Here is a 19,946-nt window from a genome sequence, read left to right on the forward strand (position 1 = left end):
TGTGACCTGAGAAAACAGGGGCCTTCGCGGCCCCTTTTGCCGAAGGTCAGCCGCGTACAAACGCCAGGATATCAGCATTGATTTCAGCAGCATTCGTCGTCGGCATGCCGTGTGGAAAACCGGCGTACGTTTTCAGGGTACCGTTCTTCAACAACTTGACGGATAGAGGTGCAGAGTCCGCGTATGGCACGATCTGGTCATCATCACCGTGCATGACCAGCGTCGGAACTTCGATGCTCTTCAAGTCCTCGGTGAAGTCTGTTTCGGAAAACACCTTGATACAGTCATATTGGGCTTTGGCGCCGCCCATCATGCCCTGGCGCCACCAGTTCTCGATAGTGCCTTGCGAGACCTGGGCGCCTGGACGATTGAAACCGTAGAACGGGCCGGTTGGAACGTCCAGATAGAACTGCGCGCGGTTTTCAAGCAATGCCTTGCGAAGTCCATCGAAGACCTCGATGCCGAGTCCCCCTGGGTTCTTATCCGACTTGACCATGATCGGAGGCACGGCACTGACAAGCACCGCTTTGGCCACACGACCCGGCTTGGCGCGGGCGACATAGCGAGCCACTTCGCCGCCACCGGTGGAGTGGCCGACATGAATCGCACCTTTAAGGTCCAGTGCATCGGTCAGCTCGGCGACATCGGCGGCGTAAGTGTCCATGTCATTACCTGTCCACGCCTGCGTCGAGCGCCCGTGACCGCGACGGTCGTGAGCAATGACGCGATAGCCTTTTTCCAGGAAAAACATCATCTGGCTGTCCCAGTCATCGGCACTGAGTGGCCAGCCGTGGTGAAACATGATCGGGGTCGCATCTTTTGGGCCCCAGTCTTTGTAAAAGATCTCGGTGCCGTCTTTTGTTGTGATCGAGGTCATGGTGTCATTCCCTGCTGTTGGTGGTTGAGCTTTGTTTTGCGCGGCAGCCAACATTCCGCAAGGAAATGTTGGCGAGTCAGGTGGTTAAAACGGCCCAAACTTGATCGGGTATTCGATCACGATGTAGATCCTGTCGATGTCATCACCGCCTTGAGCGCTGTTTGCCCGATGTGTCACATGGGAGAGTTGGAGGGACAAGTCCTTGGCCGCCCCCGACTGCACAACGTAGCGTAGATCGATATCGCGCTCCCAATGGCGCCCTCCATCGCCTTGTTGGGGCACGTACTGTCCCAGTGCTTCATCGAAAGGGTTATAGCCGCCACCTTGAGGTGCGTGGGTTCCGTCGATACCGCGCCCGGTGACGTAGCGGGTCATGAATTTCAACCCGGGCGCGCCGAGGCTGCTCAGGTCAAAGTCATAGCGCACCTGCCAGGAACGCTCATGCGGGCCATTGAAGTCGGCGTACTTGATTGAGTTGGCCAGGTAAATGGAGTCGCCACCCACAAAGTCAAACGGCGTGTCACCGTTGATCTTTTGATAGGCGAGGGTGAAGGCATGAGCCCCGGCGGTGTACTTGCCGGCCAGGCTGTAGGCCGTATTATCGATGGCCCCGGCCACGGCATCGCCATAATCGGTGGTGTGATAAACGTTGCTGTCCACAAACAACCCGGACTGCTTGATGTGCAGGTTGGCGTAGTACTGGCGCCATGTGTCGCTCAGTTGTGAAGCGTAAAGGGCGCCTCCCACCGGGCGCTCTTCAAAAAGATTGGCGCCGATGAAATCGATACTCCCGGTTTCGGTACTGACACCGTAGCCGGAGAAGTTGCCTTTGCTGGTCGAAGCGTTCTGATTCTTGAAGGCGGTGAAGTGGCCCGCGAGCCAATGCACGTCATTGCTTTCACGGCTATCCACTAGAAAGCCAGTGGCGTACTCGGGCTGCAGGCGTTTGTCCGCGGTATCGAACACTGGCGTTTCCACCATCATTTCGCCGAACGCCAAGGTGGTGCGGGAGGTACGTAACTTCAGGGCGCCACCTGCGCTGGAATAATCGTTTTCGCTTCGCCCCTCCTGATCGAGGGGCAGCAGTCCCGTCCCGGAATGACCCTTTCCTCCGTCCAGTTTCAACCCCACGAATGCATGGGCATCAATTCCGATTCCAACGGTGCCGCCGGTAAAACCGGATTCAAATGAGCTGATGAAACCCTGGGCCCATTCCCGGGTGTAGTTCTTGCCTGAAGGCGAGGGGGTTCGAAAGTCATTGTTGAGATAGAAGTTTCGGCTGAGCACTTCAAATGACGAGCCGTCCCGAAACCCTGGCGAGGTTTCAGTGGTGTCGGAGGCCAAGGCTGTTCCGCTGCGGGCGCAGATGGACAAAAGCAGGCAACAAGTCACGCTTCGAACAGTCACTTGTTGCCCGCCGTGTCATTCATCGTTTGCATGGCAATCCTCTCCCGGTAGTCAGAGAAATGGTCGCGCCTTGTATAAATCAAGAATTGAGCAGACGTGCTGTTTTTTTGGGCGTTTGTCCGCGAACGTACATACGAATGCGAATAAGTATCAAAAGCTGATGAGGTGGTATACCATGCGCCGCAATTTATTGGCACGTATGCCGTCCTATTTGGCTCTTTTCACAAGGTTTCTTCGATGCGTCGTACTTTGGTCTCTGTCTGTGTGCTTCAGGCGTTTTCCGCGGCTTCTTGGGCGGAGCAGGTGACAACCGATAAAGCCAGTCTGGAGTTGCAAGCGACCGACATCGTGGGTACTGCGGACTTTGAAACAGCGTTGGGGCCGGTGGATGGTTATCGGGCGACGCGTTCGGCCAGTGCGACCCGTACCGACACCTCGATCCATGAAACACCCCAATCGATCACGGTGGTGCCCAAGGATGTCGTGGAGGACATCAGTGCCACCCGTTTACAGGACGCGCTCGACTACACTGGCGGGGTGGGGCGGGCCAACAACTTTGGCGGCCAGGGCCTGACCACGTTCACAGTGCGTGGATTTACCACCGGCGAGTTCTATCGCAACGGATTTCCGATCAATCGCGGTTATCCGAACATGCCTGATGCAAACACCATCGAGCGGCTCGAAGTGCTGCGAGGGCCGGCGACCATGCTCTATGGCCGGGGTGATCGGGTGGCACATTCAACGTCATCTCCAAGCAACCTCTGGCCGTGCCCACGGTTACGCTGGGCAGCCAGCTCGATGACCAGGGCATGAAGCGGGGCACGCTGGATGCCTCCGGCCCGCTGGATGAAGAAGGTCGCCTGGCCTATCGCCTGAATGTGGTGGGTGAGGGCGGTGACACCTTCCGCGATCATGTTGAAACCGAACGCTATGGTGTGACGCCGGTCATTTCCTGGCAGGCCAACGACGACACCAAGGTGATCTTCGAGGGCGATTTCATGCGCAATAATCACCCGCTGGATCGTGGCGTGACGCGCTATCCGAATCAGATTGGCACCGCGTCGCGTGACACGTTCTTCGGTGAAAAAGACGTTGGCAAATTGCACAACGACAACAACATGGCGCAGTTACGTTTCGAGCATCTGCTGAGCGATAACTGGACCTTGGGTGGTGGTTTCCAATGGCTCGATGGCACCCTTGAAGGTAATGCCGTAGAGGCCAACGGGATCGCCGCCGACGGACACACGTTGGGCCGCAACTTTAACTACAGGAAGCTTGAGTGGACGGACAAGGACACTCAACTGAACCTCACGGGGCATTTCTCCATCGGTGGTTTTGATCACACCTTGTTGACCGGTGTCGAATACGAAGATTACGACTACAAGTCGATCATCCAGCGTTCCAGTGGCGCGGTCAGTGCCTACCCGATTGATATCTTCAACCCGGTCTATGGCCAGCCTCGTCCAGCCCTGACCCGCACGCCAACCCACGACAAGGAAAACCTCAAGACCTACGCGGCCTTCGTCCAGGATCAGGTGGCGTTGACTGGGCGCCTGAAAGTCCTGGCGGGCGCCCGCTTCGAGCGTTTCGAGCATGACTACCAAACCTTTGTACCGGGTGGTCGAAGCTGGGAGGCGAGCGACAATGCGGTGACGCCGCGACTCGGAGTGGTTTATGACCTGACCAATACCGTGGCGGTCTATGCCGATACAGCGCGTTCCTTCAAACCCAATACCGGAGCCAGCCGAGAGGGTGGTGGCTTTGATCCGGAAGAGGGCAAGTCTTATGAAATGGGGATCAAATGGGAAGCGCTGGATAGCCAGTTGAGTGTTGACGCGGCGATCTACCAGATTGAGAAACGCAACGTCCTGACCACCGACCCCGTGGATTCGACCTTCAGCGTGGCCGCTGGCGAGGTCCGTAGCCGTGGCTTTGATTTGAACGTGGCAGGTAATCTGACCCCGCAGTGGCGGGTGATTGGTGGCTACGCGTATGTCGACGCCGAGGTCACCCAAGACAACGTGATCCAGTCGGGCACCCGATTGATGAACATTCCGAAGAACAGCTTCAGCTTGCTCAACGTTTACGAATTCCAGGATGGCAATCTGAAAGGACTGGGATTGGGTGTCGGCGGCAAGTACGTCGATGAGCGTGCAGGCCAGACGGCTGACACGGCGTTTTCGATGGATAGCTATACCGTCGTCGATTTGCTCGGCTTCTACAAAATAAACGACAAGGTCAGGCTTAATCTGGATGTGAAGAACGTGTTCGACCGTGACTATGAGGAAGGTGCCTTTGGCAATGTCTACGCTTACCCCGGTGAGCCGAGAACAGTTCAAGTCGGTATTTCTTACACCTTATAAGGCCCTGCCACGGCCTTTGCGGTAGGTGTCATGGGGCGGAGTGGGCTGAATAACCGAACAAAAAAACCGGTCTTGCACCGGTTTTTCTGTTTTTTGCGGCTCCCTGATCGAGCGTTCAGAGCGCGGCTTTCACCTGCAAACCGAGCACCAGCGCATTGTCGATGTCTTGCCCGGAAAACGCGCCGGGTTCGATGATGTATTGCACATTCGGGCGCAACGTCAGCCACGGCGTGGCCTGGTAGCCGTAGCCAAGCTCGATCAGTTGTTCGGCACTGTCCAGATTCGGGAGCGTTGTGCCATTGGCGAGCGCGGCGTCCTGCTGCACATCCCGGCTGCGCGGATTGGGCACGGCCCGGCCATAACCCAGAGCAACGGTGTCACGCGGGCGACCTTCAAACGGTTTGTACAGAACCACCCCGGTGCCGTACCACTTGCTGAACGGTGAAGCCGCTTCGCTGGCTGCCGAGTATTGGCCGAAGGCATGTAGACTGCGGCCCTCGGAGGATTGCGAGCTCCACACGGCCTGATCAATCAGCAGGTAATGACCGCCGCGGCCGGACACTTCTTTATCGCTGCCGATACGTTTCACGTCGGAACTGTCGTAGTAGTAGCCAACCTTGTACTCGCCGGGTAACTCACCCGCGTGCTTGTACACCAGTTCGATCGGCACCACGGTGCCGGTCGTATGTTTCGGACCCAGATGCCAGGCACGGCTGGAATTGCCGTTGCTTTCAGGATCGACATTGAAGGCCGCCACACGCAGCTGCCAGGACGACGACAGGTCGTACTTCACGCGTACGCCCAGGTGGGCGTTAGGGTAGTTGGTCCAGCCACTCCCGCCGGACATGTTCAGCGGGTGGCCGCAGAAACCGGCGTTCATGAAGTTGCAGAGAATGCCACTGTCCAGGCCACCGAGGTCGTTGCCCATGGCCATGTAACCGAGCTTCACGTTGAGCGCCGGGGTGAGCAGGCTGCGCTCATAACTCAGTTCAGTCAGGCGAGTGTAGAGACCGCCGTAGTTTTCCTGGATGGGCAAACGGTTGCCGACCAGATCCTCGGAGGCGCTATTGCCGCGTCGGTCGTTGATGGTCAGCTGAATCTTGCCGGCGTTATCCACGCCATAGAGTTTGCTCAGGTCGAACTGCGCGCCGAGCTTGATGTTCTGCGAGTAGCGGGCCGAACGATGGAGCCCGCCATCGGCGTTGTAGGCGGTTTCGCCGCTGTAATCGCCGGTGAATTTGATGCCGTCCTGATCCATCTGGTGGCGCAGGCCACCCCAATCACCGGTCAGCGTATTGCGGGTCAATAGATTCGAGTCGGTATCGGCGAAGGCGGGAAGGGTGGTGCTGCAGGTCAGGCCCAATAGCAAGCCGTTAAGCCAGCCTGCATGAGAAAAGCGGACAGCCAAAAACATGTGAATCGTCCTGATGGAATCTTGAATGATTTCGCAAAGCAGCGCGGCACCCGCAGGTGCCGCGCTCAGAGAGAATGCCCGCCAGCGAGGCGGGCACCGCGGCTTACGGCAAGGCGTAAGCCATGACGTAGTCGCCGCGATCGGTCGACTGGCGCGCACCACCGGCGGTGACGACGATGTACTGCTTGCCGGTCTTCGGTGAGACGTAGGTCATCGGGCCACCCTGACTGCCCACTGGCAGGCGAGCTTTCCATACCTCTTCACCGTTGCCGCTGTTGAAGGCGCGCAGGTAGAAGTCCTGGGTACCGGCAATGAAGATCAAGCCACCCTGAGTGGACAGGGTGCCGCCGAGGGTCGGCAGACCAATCTTGATCGGCAGGTGCATGCGGATACCCAGGGGACCGGTGTCTTCAACGGTGCCGACCGGAACCTGCCAGGCGACTTTCTGCGTCTTCATGTCGATGGCGGTCAATGTGCCGAACGGTGGTGCCTGACAAGGAATGCCGGCTACCGACAGGAAGCGGTTTTTGTTCACGGCGTAAGGCGTGCCCTTGAGTGGAACGGCGCCCATGCCAGTGTTCAATGCTTCGCCACCGGAAGTGGCCTGGCCTTTGTTCTGCGACGGGATCATCTGAATCCACAGACCCAGACGCATGTCGTTGACGAAGATGAAACCGTGCACCGGGTCCGTGGAGATGCTGCCCCAGTTCATGCCGCCCAGCGACCCCGGGAAACTCAACGACTTATCGGTACCCGGCGCGGTGTACAGACCGTCATAACGCATCGATTTGAAATCGATACGGCACAACAGCTGGTCGTACGGCGTTGCACCCCACATGTCGGATTCGGTCAGATGCTGCGCACCGATCTGCGGCATGCCCACCGATTTCGGCTGGGTTGGCGAGTACGGTTCGTTGGGGATGTTTGCGGCTTTGACCGGCACTTCTTTAACGTCGGTCAGCGGTTTGCCGGTGGCACGATCGAGCACGTAGATTTGCCCGGCCTTGGTGCCGATGACCAGCGCCGGTACGGTTTTGCCGTCCTTGGTGAAGTCGATCAGGCTCGGCTGCATCGGCAGGTCGAAGTCCCAGAGGTCGTTGTGAACGGTCTGGAACACCCAGCGCTCTTCACCGCTGGTGGCGTCCAGCGCCAGGATCGAGGCGCCGTAGGTGTGATCGAGCTTGCTGCGTTCAACACCATAGATGTCGGTGGACGAACTGCCCATCGGCAGGAACACGGTGTTGGTCGCCGGGTCGTAGGACATCGGCGCCCAGCTGTTCGGCGTGCTGCGCGCATAAGTGCTGCCGTCGGCCGGTGCATTGCGATCCTGCGGGTTGCCGGGGTCGAAAGCCCAACGCATGGCGCCGGTGATCACATCAAACCCACGGATCACGCCGCCCGGCATGTCGGTCTGCACGTTGTCGGCCACGCGACCGCCAACCACCACAGTGGTGCCCGCCATCAGCGGGGCGGAAGACAACTGATAATAGCTGTCCGGAACATCACCCAGGCCTGCCTTCAGGTCAACCTGGCCGTTGTTGCCGAACCCCTGGCAGAACTCGCCGGTGTCGGCATCGACCGCGATCAGGCGAGCATCGATGGTATTGGTCAGCAGTCGGCGCTGGCAGTTGGCAGCCGGGGCAGGTTTGGCTTCGATGATGCTCGAGTTGCCTGGTTGAGCGATTGCCTTGGTGGCATCGAAATAGGCCAGGCCACGGCAACGCTGCCAGACTTTTGACTTGGCGTTGATCGCGTTTTTCCAGAGCTCCTTGCCGGTGTCGGCATCCAGTGCGATCAGGTTGTTGTGCGGGGTGCAGATGAACACCTTGTTGCCGACCTGCAGCGGGGTAAGCTGGTCTTCGGCGCCATTGCCATCGCTCTCGGCGACGTCACCGGTGTGGTAGGTCCACGCGACCTTCAACTTGTCGACGTTGTTGCGGTTGATCTGATCCAGCGCAGCAAAGCGGCTACCGCCCTCGGTATTACCGTAGTGAGCCCAGTCCTTTTGCGCGTTGGCTGGCTCGACGGGCGTCAGACCCGGGCCAGTGCCCGTGGCGGCGACAGTCGGGTGCGCAACAAACATGTTGCCAGCGGCCACCGCCAGCGCAATCGCCAACACAGCAGCGATGCCATAAGCGCCACGCCCCGGGATGCCACCATCGGCACGCTTGAGCAACGGGTACACAAGCGTGACCGCCAGGCCAACGACGCTGAACATGAACAGGCGCGAGAAGACCGGCCAGAAAACCAGCCCGGCATCACTCACAGCCCAGATTGCCGTGCCCACCAAAAACGCAGCGAACAACCAGGCGCCGGCCGTTTTGAAGCGAGCGATCAACAGACCGGAAATGGTCATCACCAGTCCACCTGCCAGGAAGTACCACGACCCTCCCAGGCTGACCAACTTCACGCCACCTGCAGCCAGTGCCAGGCCGAGGAGGGCGATGATCACGCCCAGCCCGACCAGAATGAATTTTGATATGCCCGAGAGGCGTTGACTCTGCTTCACGTTAAATGTCCCGTTGAAATGATGGGTGCATTATATAGATAGCTAACTACCTAGTTAAATCATAAATTCTGATTCAAGCGTAGTTCGTGGCTCAATTTCGCGCCTGAGCGAAGACCAGCGCGCCTTAGGGATTTGCGCGATCATTGAAACGTTAGCAAAAAGCTTTTTTATGTCAGGGATCAGCGGATTTGTGACAGGTATGGATCGAGTAGTACTGCGGGATCCAGCCCTGGACGTTGAGACTCGTTAGCCAGAAACCGGGGTAGACTGGTGATCAATGTCAGCTCAAAAGCTCCCTTCACTCGATTCGCGTAGTCGCGCCACGCGGTTTCAGCGAACGAACAGGGCAAAAAAACCGTATCTCTATCGTTATGTGAAAATGAATCGTCCGTTGTTTGTATCTCTGGATGGGCCCAAGGGAGCTGGCAAAACCACACTGTTGGAGGCCGTTACGAAAGCACTCAGGGCCGACAACAACATGGTGATCCGGCTATGCGAGAGAAAAAGCGATCCCCATAGGGGTGAAACAATGGCCCTGGTAAACAAACTCGTCAGAAATCCCACCCGCGATCTGGAGTTGCAGATTTGTCAGCGCCTTGCTGATAGCCGTAGCTGGATTTCCCGGCACGTGCTGCCTAAACAGCCACCCGGCAGCATCATTTTGATTGATCGCTGGTACCCGTCCGATGCCGCGTTTCGCCGGATAGTCCCGTTTGCAGAAATTCTACAGTTGAACATCGGCCGAAACGTTCGAGTGCCAGACCTGCATGTCGGGGTGGTTACCGCCCCTGAAATTTCATGGGCGAGGGCAGCGGCAAGACGGCGTGGGCTAAGCAGCACGGTGATGCACAAGCTGGAGGAACATGTCGCTTGTACCAGGGCGTTCGAGCAAGCGACTTCGGATAACGGCTGGGTTTTATGCCGTAATGAAGGAACGATCGAAGACGCAACGATGCAGGTGGTTTTGGAGATCTATAGGGTCCTTCGATGCCACGCAGGCGAGTCAGGCTTCACAGGTCTAGATACAGAGAGATTGCCATAGACCCCAATCCTCCAGTCCACTGTCAAGAGCGGATGGAGGCCGTATTTTGCCAAGGCCGCTGCTGCCCACTCGGCTTGAGTTGCCTTAATCCTGTAATTCGATAGAAAGTATCTGATAGGCTTTTGGGGCGAACAGCAACTTTCAACATACGCCTTTTGGCGATTTTTTCCTTCCAGCATACCGAGGTTCCATGCAAGCCGAGATGCAGGAAATCAGCGACCATCTCTATCGTTTTTCCCCGTTTGATCAACTGCCCAGGGAGTCGGTAGATGCTATGGCTCGGCGAGTTGATGTGCGTTACTTCAAGGCCGGTAGCGACATCCTGGAAGCGGGTGCCGTTATCCAGGATCTGCACTATGTGCGCAGCGGCGCAGTGGAGATTTATCGACGCAGCGGCGAGCTTTACAATCGGCTTGTCGAAGGCGATATCTTTGGCCAGGCAGGGCTCTTGCGCAGCAACAAAGTTCGTTTTCCTGCGAGAGCACTTGAAGACAGTCTGATTTACTACATCCCCGCCGACGTATTCGCCGAACTGTGCGCACAGCATGAAGCCTTTGCGGATTTCGTTGAAGCGGAAGGGCACTCCAGGCTCAAGTCCGCAGTCGAGGCGCAGGGGCGGGCGAGCGAATTGATCCAGCTCAAATGCCGAGCCTTGCTGTCACGCTCCTTGGTGTGGGTGACGTCAGATACTACCGTTGGCGAGGCTGCAAGGCTGATGACTGAGCAACGCGTTGCTTGTGTCGTGGTCATGTCGCCATCGGGGCTGCAGGCAGGAGACACCCAGGGGATTGTGACCGACAGAGATCTTCGCACCCGGGTCGTCGCTGCCGGGAAGAACGCCGACAAAACGCTCATCAGCGACATCATGACGACAGATCCTGTCAGCATAAATGCTGATGACTCGGGTTTTGAAGCGATGCTAGTCATGCTGCGCCGCAACATCCATCACTTGCCCGTTCTCCATCATGGGCGCCCGATTGGCGTAATCAACCTCTCAGATATTATTCGGTACGAATCCCACAGTAGCTTGTACCTGGTCAACAGAATATCTAACCAGACCTCGGTCGACGGTCTAAAGTCGCTCTTACGAGACCTGCGTGGAACGTACATCCGGATGGTGAGGGATGGCGCGACCGCGCACATGATCGGTAGCGCTATTTCAGGTATCGGCAGAGCTTTCACGCAGCGTCTGCTGGAACTTGCAGAAGAAAAACTGGGCCCACCTCCCGTACCTTACTGCTTCATGGTTCTAGGCTCCATGGCGCGCGATGAGCAACTGCTGGTAAGCGATCAAGATAACGCCTTAGTGCTGGATGATCGATTCGATCCTTCCTTGCATGACGCATATTTTCGTAGTTTGGCAACCTTTGTCAGCGATGGCCTGGCCGCGTGTGGATACAGCTACTGTAAGGGCGGAGTCATGGCTACCAACGATCAATGGCGCCAGCCTTTGAGGGTTTGGCGGGGCTATTTTGAACAGTGGATCGAAAAACCAAAGCCGACAACCTTGCTTAACAGTTGCATCTTTTTCGATCTGGATGGCGTATTTGGCCAGCTCTCGTTAGTGCAAGAACTCAAAGTTCTATCTGCTCACAAATCCAGTTTACATCCAGGATTCCTCAATGCCATGGCGAGGATCGCGCTCAACCGGACACCGCCCCTGGGATTTTTTCGTACCTTTGTCGTTGAGACAGATGGCCAGCAGAAAAGAATCATCAATCTGAAAGGTCGCGGTACCGCACCGCTCACCGACCTTATTCGTATCCATGCTCTTGCTTGCGGCAGTACGGCGCAGAACTCGTTTGATCGTATCGATGCAATCACTAGCGCTAATATCATGCCGCCCGAAGCACTGAAGCACCTGCGCTATGCGCTGGAGTTCCTCTCCATGGTGCGAATTCGGCATCAGGTAGAGGCGCTGGAGCAGGGAGAAACGCCCAATAACTATATCGAGCCTGAACGCTTCTCCAATAGCGAGCGGCACAACCTCAAAGAGGCTTTCCAGGTCTTGAGTAACGGCCAGAATTTTTTGCGCTTCCGTTACCCGCCAAAGGGCCGCACCTCAAAATGAATGGCGCTAAGGTGGAGCCGGCTGACCCGGCGAACTGGCCATTCGTATTCCGGGAATTGGCGCAGAAGTCGGCTAATTCTTGCTTGAGAACGTTTTATCAGGCGGGCGTCGTCTCACCAGACACTCTGATTGAAAGCGTGCAGTTTCTTGCGATGGATGTAGAGACAACCGGGCTCAATGCCCAGACTCACAGTATTGTCAGCATTGGTTTGGTGCCGTTCACGTTAAAGCGCATCTTCTGTAGCAAGGCGGCGTATTGGGTGCTAAACCCATCATCAGAACTGAGTGAAAAGTCAGTCACCTTTCACCACATTACCCACGCTGAGATTTTGAATGCTCCCTCGCTCCCGGAAGTACTGGAGCCACTTCTGCAGGCCATGGCCGGCAAAGTGATGGTCGTCCATTACCGCAATATCGAGCGTGAGTTCCTTGATGCAGCACTGCGCAGGCACCTCGGAGAAGGCCTGAGGTTTCCGGTCGTAGACACGATGCAATTGGAAGCCAGGATGCATCGGCAAAAGCAAGGTTGGGTTGCCAGGCTCATGCGCCGTCCGAAGACCTCGATACGATTGGCCGACAGTCGCACGCGCTATAACCTTCCAGCCTATCAAGGGCATCATGCGTTAACCGATGCCCTCGCGACCGCGGAACTGCTACAAGCGCAGATAGCTACCCATTATTCATCAGCGTCACCTATTGGTGCGCTATGGGACTGACGGCCCAGCACTCGGGGCATTTGGCAGGGCTGATATTCGTCATCAAAAATTTAATGTTTCTTGAAAAATTCTGACGTTCTCTTTTCGAGGTTTAACCCGCCAGCGCGTACCTGGCGGGTTATGTAAAGATTACGGGATGCCTGGCGCCTCAATATTGACTAGCGGGGCTCAGACATCAGGCCCTTCACAAGAGACACGCAGCCCAGAGCCAGCACAAGAGCGAAAGGCAGACCCGTAGATACCGCCATGGCTTGTAGTGCCACGAGACCTCCGCCCAACAACAGCGCAATGGCAATCACTCCTTCTATGACGGCCCAAAATACACGCTGTGGAACAGGCGCATCGACCTTGCCCCCTGCTGTAATCGTATCGATGACCAGGGAGCCGGAGTCTGAGGAAGTGATGAAAAAGACGATGACCAGAACAATGCCCAAGAACGAAGATATTTCTTTTAGAGGCAGTTCTCCCAGCATGGCGAACAGTTTCAACTCCAGCACAGCATCCTTAACGCCAACCAAGTTTTGTACAGTAGCTTGGTCGATGGCAGTGCCACCAAACGTCGTCATCCATAACACGGACACCAGGGTAGGAACTAACAAAACAGAGATTAAGAACTCCCTGACTGTTCGTCCACGGCTGACCCGCGCAATGAACATACCCACAAATGGAGACCAACTGATCCACCATGCCCAATAAAATGCAGTCCAGCCCTGCGTGAATTCCGTGTCAGTGCGTCCGAAAGGATTGGAAAGTGCCGGTAGGTATTCAGCGTAGGTCACCAGATTTTTGAAGAATCCAGTGAAGATTGCCAAGGTCGGCCCAACAACAATGATGAACACCAGCAGCAGCAACGCTAGGCCCATATTGATCTGCGACAGCATCTTGACGCCCTTATCCAAGCCTGCAAGTACTGACCAAAGGGCAATTATGGTGATACCAACGATCAGCACTACTTTGCTTAGATTTGTCGACTCAATACCGAAGAGATATTCAATCCCTGCTGCTGCCTGCTCGGCTCCTATCCCCAGCGAGGTCGCCAGTCCGAACAATGTGGCGAATACCGCCAGGATATCTATCAAGTGCCCCGGCCACCCCCAGACGCGCTCGCCTAGCAATGGATAAAAGATCGACCGTATAGAGAGCGGTAAGCCCTTGTTGTAAGAAAACAGGGCCAGGGACAGAGCGACAATCGCGTAGATCGCCCAAGGGTGGAGTCCCCAGTGAAAGATAGTGGCGGCCATTGCCAAGTCGGCTGATACCTTGGCGTCGCCTGCTGCACCTGCTAATGGTGCCCAGTCGGTTCGGGCTCCACTCGCATCGACTGTTACACCGCCCATGGACGCTTGATAATGAGACATGGGTTCGGCTACGCCATAGAACATCAGGCCAATGCCCATTCCTGCAGCGAAAAGCATTGAGAACCAGCCCACGTAGCTATGGTCTGGTTTGGCATCCCTACCGCCCAATCGAACCTTCCCCAGCGGCGAGAAAATCAGCCCGATGCAAAGCAAGACAAATATGTTTGCAATGCTCATGAACAGCCAAGCGAGATTGGCAGTCAGCCAGTTTCGGATGGCACTGAACAGCGGTTCTACTTCATTTTGGAGCGCCAGCGTCAAAATGACGAACAGCAAGATGGTGGCAGCTGAGATGACAAACACTTTGCCATGGATATCAAGGGAAAATGAAAACTCACCTTTGATATTGTCCTGTCCGATCACGTAGTCGGTGTCAATCAGATTGGCGTCCCCGCTAGGAGCAGGAATGCCATCCTCACTGCTTTTATGAGGTTTGTCTGGTAGATCATCCCCAGGTGTTCGGCCCATGAGAGCCTCCTTGATGGTGGCACGTTATGACGTGCAGTGGTCGTTAGCCCCGCTGTTCCTATGGTAAAAACGAGATGTTTGCATGCCTATCCTAACAAGCTTTTTTACAATCTGGCGAAAGCTGGTCTCACAGGATAGATGCAGTAGTGTCGCAAGCAGTGCGGGACTCACAATCATGGATAACAAAAACCTGGCGACTCAAGTCTTTCTTCCCATCGCTTTGATTTAATCCAGGATCAATTGAGCAAATCGCTCCACAAACCAAAACGTCCGCCATCGGGCGGACGCTTGGATGCGGCTCCTGTTATTTCTGTTGCTTCATTTTTTCCTCGATTTTTTTGTCTACATCAGCTCGAATCTGATCAATGCTGAAGCTGGCTGGACGCTGGCTAGGCGGGTAGTCGACAAAAGTCTGCAGGAACGCTGCTGCTTTGCGCGTGCCATTGAATAGCAGGAAGTCGTTCTTGGTCAGCCAGTCGTAATACTGGTCGGACACGACATCGGCGCGCTCGTAAGGGTCCATGCGCAAGTTGAAAAGCTTCGGTACCCGCAGGCATGTGAAGGGTTCACTCCAGACCTTCAGACCGCCCGGTGCGCGTTGCTCGCAGAACACCAGTTTCCAGTCACCATAACGCATGCTCACCAGGTCGCCGTCATCGCTGAAATAGTAGAACTCATCACGAGCACCCTTTTCGGTTTTCCCGGTGAGGTAATCGAGCTGGTTAAAGCCATCCAGATGGACTTTGAAGTTTTTGCCACCAACGTCAGCACCCTTCAGCAGGCGTTCCTTGATATCGGTGTCGCCAGTTGCGGCAAGTAGTGTCGGGAACCAGTCAAGACCGGAGAACATTTGAGTGGAAACCGTATCGGCCTTGATTTTGCCAGGCCAACGGACCATCGCCGGTACGCGGAAAGCGCCTTCCCAGTTCGAATTCTTCTCGTTTCGGAACGGGGTTGTGGCAGCGTCAGGCCAGGACCATTGGTTCGGGCCGTTGTCGGTGGTGTAGACCACGATGGTGTTGTCGGCAATTTTCAGGTCATCAACTGCTTTAAGCAACTTGCCCACATCGCCGTCGTGTTCCAGCATGCCGTCTGCGTATTCATTACCCGGCATGCCGCTTTGGCCTTTCATGGATTCGCGCACATGAGTGAAGGCGTGCATGCGCGTGGTGTTCATCCAAACGAAAAACGGCTTGTCAGCCTTCGCTTGTTTGTCCATGAAGTTGATGGCGGCCTGCGTGGTCTCATCATCAATCGTTTCCATGCGCTTTTTATTCAGCGGCCCAGTGTCTTCAATTTTTCCGTCAGCGAAGCTGTGGATCACGCCGCGAGGCGAGGCCGCCTTGACGAAACTCGTATCGTCTTTTGGCCACAGTTCGCGCTCGGGTTCTTCCTCGGCATTGAGGTGATAGAGGTTGCCGAAGAATTCATCAAAGCCGTGGTTGGTGGGCAGATATTCATCCTTGTCGCCCAAGTGGTTCTTACCAAATTGTCCGGTGGCATAGCCCTTGGCTTTCAGCACTTGGGCGATCGTAACGTCCCTTGCTTGCAGACCGACTGGCACGCCCGGCATACCGACTTTAGAGAGCCCGGTACGCAATGGTGATTGACCGGTGATAAATGACGAACGCCCGGCGGTGCAGCTGTTTTCCGCATAGTAGTCGGTAAACATCATGCCTTCTTTGGCAATTCGATCGATGTTCGGCGTCTTATAGCCAACGACCCCATGGGAGTATGCACTGATATTGGTCTGCCCGACGTCATCACCGAAGATCACAAGGATGTTGGGTTTATCGGCGGCCGAAACGGCTGTAGACAACGTAATGAGCGATGTCGCCAATATGGCGAGTTTGGGTAACCACTTGCGTACGCGAGTCATAAGACTGGCTCCTTGGCCGGTGGGTCGCACTATTGCGACTTTAATGTCAGATGCGGTCCTGTTTTTGCTGCGAATGCGGTGAGTGAGTTCAACTGGTTTCAGCAGTGAACAGCACAATTCGACACCCCTAAGGACGATAGACCAGCACTGGATTTTTGCCCGGTCTTGAGCCTTGCTTTTTAGATTAGCGGCACCAGGCAACGGTTAACGGAGAGGACTCGCTTCTTGAGTTGACTGGTGGTGTAGGAGAGGAACGGTTACAGGAAGGTTTGATTGACCTTGTCTTGCCATCTGGCGGGCTACCTTCAAACTCCCAGCGATATTTGCCGGCATTTTTTTATCCTCAGCCAGCATAGTGGGCGAGTTCTGATTCGTTGTTATGACCGCATGTTTGCTGTTGCTCTTATCGTTAAAGAAAGCTCGGTCTTCAGATCTGACAACCTTTCATCGCTGAACTACGCTGGCTAACGTATCCACCTTTGACACTTGGGCGTAAGGAAACAGGCGCATGCGAAGTAGGCTGCTGGCGGTATCGATGGTGGTGTGCGCAGCGCTATGGAGCGGGCTCGGCTGGTCCGCCGAGGATGCGACAGAACCTGCCAATGAAGCGGTTGAGCTGAAGGTGGCCAACCGCAGCATCATGCTGTTTCGCGCGACGATACTCGGTGAGGCGCCGGCCTCGCGGGTCAAGCGGGCGAAGATGGTCATCAATGAAGCGCTGGACGAGGCGGATGATCTGACGGTCTCCATCGACCCGATCCAGAACAGCTACCTGGTGCTGATCGGCGCCAAACGTGCGTTTATCGTTGCCCCCAAGGACATCGACGAGCTGGCCTATTCGTCGGTGCAAAACGCCGCCGAAAGCGCTGCCGAGAAGTTGCGCCAGGTGGTCAATGAAACCCGGGAGGCGCGCAGCCTTGAGTTGATCCTGCGCTCGCTGGCGCTGGCCGCGGCGGCGACGCTGATTTATGTTGCGCTCCTGTGGTGGCTGGCGTACCTGCGGCGCAAGTTGCTGGCAAAATTACCTGCGCTGATGGATCGCCACACTCAGGCGTTGAAGGTCGGGCGGGTGCAACTGATCGACTCGAATTTTCTTTATCCGTTGGTCAGCCGTCTGCTGTTGCTGCTGCGCTGGCTGGTGATTCTGCTGCTGACCTATGAATGGCTGGGCTTTGTCCTGTCGCGGTTTCCCTACACCCGGCCATGGGGTGAAAGCCTCAACAACTACCTGTTCGAGCTGGCCGGTTATTTACTGCAAGGCATTGTCGGGGCGATTCCCGGACTGGGCGTGGCACTGGCGATTTTCTTTATCGCCCGTGGCGTCACCGCGTTTACCCGACGCATTCTGCGGCGCATGGCAACGCCAGGGACATTCAGCTGGCTTAATCACGAAACCCTGCAACCGACGCAGCGCTTGACCGCGCTGGCGATCTGGCTGTTTGCCTTGGCCATGGCCTATCCCTACTTGCCGGGGGCCGGCACCGATGCATTCAAGGGCCTGTCGGTATTGATTGGCCTGATGATTTCTCTTGGCGCGACCAGTGTTGTCGGGCAGGCCGCCGCCGGTTTGATCCTGACCTACACGCGCACCTTGCGCCCCGGCGAGTTCGTCAAGATTGGCGACTATGAAGGCACCGTCACCGAATTGGGCATGTTCACCACGCGGATCCGCACCGGTCTCGGTGAAGTGCTGACACTGCCCAACTCGATGATCACCGGTACCGTCACCAAAAACTACTCGCGCACCGTACAAGGCCCGGGTTATGTCGTCGATACGGTGGTGACGATCGGCTACGACACACCCTGGCGCCAGGTCGAAGCGATGCTGCTGGAAGCCGCGAAGCGCACACCGGGAATTCTCGAGGACCCGCCGGCGCAGGTGTTCCAGACCGCTCTGTCTGATTTCTACCCCGAATACCGGCTGGTCGCCCAAGCGATCCCGAGCCAGCCACGTCCGCGCGCGGTGCTGCTGAGCATGCTTCACGCCAATATTCAGGACGTGTTCAACGAGTACGGCGTGCAGATCATGTCGCCGCACTATTTGGGCGATCCGCAGAGCGAGAAAAGGGTGCCACGGGAAAATTGGTACACGGCACCGGCGCAAAAACCGCAGGATCAATGACCGCCGCTCAAAGGAGTCCGCCCCATGCTCGAATTCATCCTGCACGCCTTGCGCACCGACCCGGAAATCGCAGTGTTCCTGGCAATTGCCCTGGGCGTTTTTGTTGGTCGGATTCACATCGGCAGTTTTCACCTCGGCTCGGTGGCCGGCGCGTTGTTGATGGGTTTGCTGATCGGGCAGATCGGTCTGGAGGTGCCGGTGGGTCTGAAGTCGGTGTTTTTCGTGATGTTCATCTATGCCGTCGGTTTCAAGAGTGGCCCGGAGTTTTTCGGCAGCCTCAATCGCGGCACACTGAAACTGGTGCTGCTCTCGGTGGTGCTGTGCGGCACCGCGCTGGGGGCGATTCTGCTGATGTACTCGGTGTTCGATTTCGACGCCGGGTTTACCGCAGGCCTCGGTGCCGGTGCGCTGACTGACACGGCGATCATGGGCACCGCGACCAGCGCGATTAACCAACTGACGATTGATGCCGCAGCCAAGGCCCAGCTCAACAGCCACATGGCGATTGCCTACGCCATTACCTACTTGTTCGGTACCATTGGGCTGATCGTGTTTGTCGGCAGTATTGCGCCGAAGCTGCTCGGGGTGAATCTGCGCGAATCGGCGCGTGAACTGGAGCTGGAACTGGGCATCGCCAAGGAAGAAGAGGCGATCACCGTGCCCTACACGCGCATGGTCGTGCGGGCTCACCAAGTGGCGAGCAATGGTCAGGCGGATGGCCAGCGCATCATCGATTTTGAAAAACTGCATGACTCATTGACTGTTGAGCGCGTGGTGCGAGCCGGGCAGATCATCGAGCGTGATGAAAATTTCGTCCTGACGGCCGGCGATGTCCTTGGGGTTTATGCCTTGCGCAATGCCGTGGGGCTGCTGAGCCACTGGGTCGGGCCGGAAATCGATCACCCCGACTCCTTGTCATTCCCCACGCGGGAAGTGGACATCGTCCTGACTTCAGCCGAGTTTGCCGGCAAGACTATCCATGAAGCGAAAATCCGATTGGCCAGCGATGGACGCCTGGGATGTTTCGTCAACACCATCTCCCGGCAGGGCTACGATCTGCCGCTACTGCCCAACACAGTGCTGCGCCGGGGCGACGTGCTGACGCTTACCGGACGCACTGTCAGCGTCGAAGCGATAGCCAAACGCCTGGGGCGGATCCGCAAGAACAACTATAAAAGCGACATCGCCATGCACACCCTGGGCATGGTGCTCGGCTCACTGCTGGGATTGCTCTCGACCCATGTCGGCATGATTCCGGTGGAACTGGGCATCGGCGGCGGGGTGTTGGTCGCCGCGCTGGTGATTGGATGGTACAACTCGCGCCACCCGGAAATCGGTGCGTTGCCGCCAGCGGCGCAGTGGGCATTTTCCGAGTTTGGCCTGACGGCGTTCGGCGCCGTGGTCGGTTTGCTAGCCGGGCCGGCGGCGTTTGCCGCAATGAAAGAGCAGGGCCTGGCACTGTTGCTGTCCGGCGCCGTGGTGACGATTCTGCCGCCACTGGTGGCGTTGTATTTCGGCCGCTATGTGCTGCGCCTGCACCCGATGATTCTGTTTGGCGCCTTGGCCGGCGCGCAGACTGAAGCGGCGTCGATGAACAAGATCATCGAGCAGTCGGGGAGTAACACCCCGGTGATCGGGTTCACCGTGTGCTATGCGATTTCCAATGTGCTGCTGGCCGTGTGCGGGCCGATTATCGTATTCGTCGCGGCTGGCTAGACCG

Annotated in this window: 11 protein-coding genes and 1 pseudogene; 6 read left to right on the plus strand and 6 right to left on the minus strand. The window is 56.6% G+C overall.

Going from position 1 to position 19,946, the window contains the following annotated elements; genetic code table 11:
• Positions 1 to 46: 46 nt before the first annotated feature.
• A complete protein-coding gene (locus M5G20_RS04125; RefSeq protein ID WP_273918023.1) occupies positions 47 to 877 on the minus strand; it encodes an alpha/beta fold hydrolase in 831 nt (276 codons plus the stop codon).
• A gap of 84 nt (positions 878 to 961) precedes the next feature.
• Positions 962 to 2,221, minus strand: coding sequence for an OprD family porin (locus M5G20_RS04130; RefSeq protein WP_443218279.1), 1,260 nt, complete (start codon positions 2,219 to 2,221; stop codon positions 962 to 964).
• A 300-nt stretch (positions 2,222 to 2,521) separates the two neighbouring features.
• On the opposite strand from M5G20_RS04130, the pseudogene M5G20_RS04135 reads away from it, so the two are divergent.
• A pseudogene (locus M5G20_RS04135) lies at positions 2,522 to 4,647 on the plus strand (TonB-dependent siderophore receptor).
• A 115-nt stretch (positions 4,648 to 4,762) separates the two neighbouring features.
• Here the strand turns inward: M5G20_RS04135 and M5G20_RS04140 are convergent.
• The gene (locus M5G20_RS04140; RefSeq protein ID WP_273918025.1) at positions 4,763 to 6,061 is read right to left on the minus strand and encodes a carbohydrate porin; all 1,299 of its coding nucleotides are present in this window, start codon (positions 6,059 to 6,061) and stop codon (positions 4,763 to 4,765) included.
• A gap of 103 nt (positions 6,062 to 6,164) precedes the next feature.
• Entirely contained in the window at positions 6,165 to 8,570 is a 2,406-nt protein-coding gene (locus tag M5G20_RS04145) for a glucose/quinate/shikimate family membrane-bound PQQ-dependent dehydrogenase (RefSeq protein WP_273918026.1), read from the minus strand.
• A 379-nt stretch (positions 8,571 to 8,949) separates the two neighbouring features.
• On the opposite strand from M5G20_RS04145, the gene M5G20_RS04150 reads away from it, so the two are divergent.
• The 3 genes from M5G20_RS04150 to M5G20_RS04160 all read left to right on the plus strand — a co-directional run bounded on the left by M5G20_RS04150 (position 8,950) and on the right by M5G20_RS04160 (position 12,399).
• Entirely contained in the window at positions 8,950 to 9,612 is a 663-nt protein-coding gene (locus M5G20_RS04150) for a dTMP kinase (RefSeq protein WP_273918077.1), read from the plus strand.
• Between the two features lie 190 nt (positions 9,613 to 9,802).
• Complete coding sequence (locus M5G20_RS04155; RefSeq protein ID WP_273918027.1) at positions 9,803 to 11,683, plus strand: DUF294 nucleotidyltransferase-like domain-containing protein; 1,881 nt, start codon at positions 9,803 to 9,805, stop codon at positions 11,681 to 11,683.
• Entirely contained in the window at positions 11,680 to 12,399 is a 720-nt protein-coding gene (locus tag M5G20_RS04160) for a 3'-5' exonuclease (protein WP_273918028.1), read from the plus strand. Before M5G20_RS04155 ends, M5G20_RS04160 begins: the two co-directional genes overlap by 4 nt.
• A gap of 158 nt (positions 12,400 to 12,557) precedes the next feature.
• Here the strand turns inward: M5G20_RS04160 and M5G20_RS04165 are convergent, their stop codons facing one another.
• Together M5G20_RS04165 and M5G20_RS04170 are read right to left on the minus strand one after the other, a co-directional pair.
• A complete protein-coding gene (locus M5G20_RS04165; RefSeq protein WP_273918029.1) occupies positions 12,558 to 14,225 on the minus strand; it encodes a BCCT family transporter in 1,668 nt (555 codons plus the stop codon).
• Between the two features lie 304 nt (positions 14,226 to 14,529).
• Positions 14,530 to 16,104 (minus strand): arylsulfatase, encoded by a 1,575-nt coding sequence (locus tag M5G20_RS04170; RefSeq protein ID WP_273918030.1) that lies wholly within the window; start codon positions 16,102 to 16,104, stop codon positions 14,530 to 14,532.
• A gap of 508 nt (positions 16,105 to 16,612) precedes the next feature.
• On the opposite strand from M5G20_RS04170, the gene M5G20_RS04175 reads away from it, so the two are divergent.
• Both M5G20_RS04175 and aspT read left to right on the plus strand, forming a co-directional pair.
• Positions 16,613 to 18,226 (plus strand): mechanosensitive ion channel family protein, encoded by a 1,614-nt coding sequence (locus M5G20_RS04175; protein ID WP_273918031.1) that lies wholly within the window; start codon positions 16,613 to 16,615, stop codon positions 18,224 to 18,226.
• Positions 18,227 to 18,250: 24 nt separating this feature from the next.
• Entirely contained in the window at positions 18,251 to 19,942 is a 1,692-nt protein-coding gene (gene aspT, locus M5G20_RS04180; protein ID WP_273918032.1) for an aspartate-alanine antiporter, read from the plus strand.
• Positions 19,943 to 19,946 lie beyond the last annotated feature (4 nt).

This window comes from Pseudomonas sp. TNT2022 ID1044 (genome assembly GCF_028656895.1).
Classification (GTDB): Bacteria; Pseudomonadota; Gammaproteobacteria; order Pseudomonadales; family Pseudomonadaceae; genus Aquipseudomonas; species Aquipseudomonas reinekei.